Origin of the sequence: Streptomyces sp. H39-S7, assembly GCF_027158205.1 — a bacterium.
Taxonomy (GTDB): domain Bacteria; phylum Actinomycetota; class Actinomycetes; order Streptomycetales; family Streptomycetaceae; genus Actinacidiphila.
On record NZ_JAPVLU010000139.1, the window covers coordinates 1 to 1,189 of the forward strand.

Genomic DNA, 1,189 nt, shown 5'->3' on the forward strand with positions numbered 1-1,189 from the left:
AGGAGGGGGCTTCTCTCTATAGCTGGTGGGCGTAGAGACGGACCAGCCCGGCCCGTAGAACGTTGGTGGCTGCCACGGTGTCAGCGTGTGCCAGGTGGCCGCAGGCGACGCAGTGGAACTTTGCCTGCGTGGGCCGGTTCTCCTTGGTGGTGTGCCCGCATTGGGGGCACATCCGGGAGGTATTGCGGGGGTCCACGGCGATCACTTTTCGGCCGGCGCTTTCAGCCTTGCTCGCGAGGATCTTTAGGAACACCCCCCATCCGGCATCCGAGATCGAGCGGTTGAGTCCGGTCTTGGCGGCAGCCCCGTTGGACAGGTAGCTGCCGGGTCGCTCGGGATCGGGCTTCGGCGCGACGGCCCCCACCATGTTGCGGATCGTCAGGTTCTCGTGCGCGATGACATCGTGCTCGCGGACCAGGGTGAGCGCGGTCTTGTGTGCGTGATCGAGGCGCTGACGGCGGACCTTGCCGTGCAGCTTGGCAACCGTCTCGACCGCGCGGTTGTGGTGCGCCGTGCGCTGGTCGCGTCGGACGCGTGGGAAGCGTGCGAGGGCCTGCTGTGCGGCTGCGAGCCGGGCGGCGTTGCGGCGACCGTGGCGCGGGTTGGGCACGAAGCCGCCGCCTGAATCGGCCAGGAAGTTCGCAATGCCCAGGTCGATACCGACGGCCGAACTGGTGGGGGGCAGCGGTTCGGGCTGGTCCTGCTCGGCGCTCAGCACGACGAACCACTTCGCGCCTTCACGCTTGACGCTGACCGTCTTGACCGTGCCGACGACCGGGCGGTGCCGGTGGACCTTGACGTGCCCGACACCTTGGAGACGGACACGGGTAACCGGGTCGTGGGGGGTGGCGTCCCAGCGGCAGCCGTCACCGTCCTTCGGGAAAACCACCGTGTTAAACCAGCTCACGCCCCGGAAACGGGGATAACCGGGTGTGTCCCCGGACTTGACCCGGCGAAAGAACGCGCTGAACGCCTTGTCGAGGCGGCGGAGCGTGGCCTGCTGCGAGGAGAACGACCAACGGCCCTGACGCTCCGGGTCGAACGCCCGGATCTCCTTGAGCTGCGCCGACTGCTGCCCGTACTTCACGGACGTCTTCGAGATGTGCCGGTAGGCGTCACGACGTTCCTGCAACGCCCCGTTGTAGAGCGAGCAGTGATCACGGAGCATCTCGCCCAGGGCAACCTGCTG

At 67.5% G+C, this 1,189-nt stretch carries 1 protein-coding gene; it reads right to left on the bottom strand.

Annotated elements, in window-relative coordinates:
- Window positions 1-16: 16 nt before the first annotated feature.
- On the bottom strand, window positions 17-1,189 hold a 1,173-nt coding region (locus tag O3X23_RS43860), incomplete at its 5' end, for an RNA-guided endonuclease InsQ/TnpB family protein (RefSeq protein WP_443048162.1).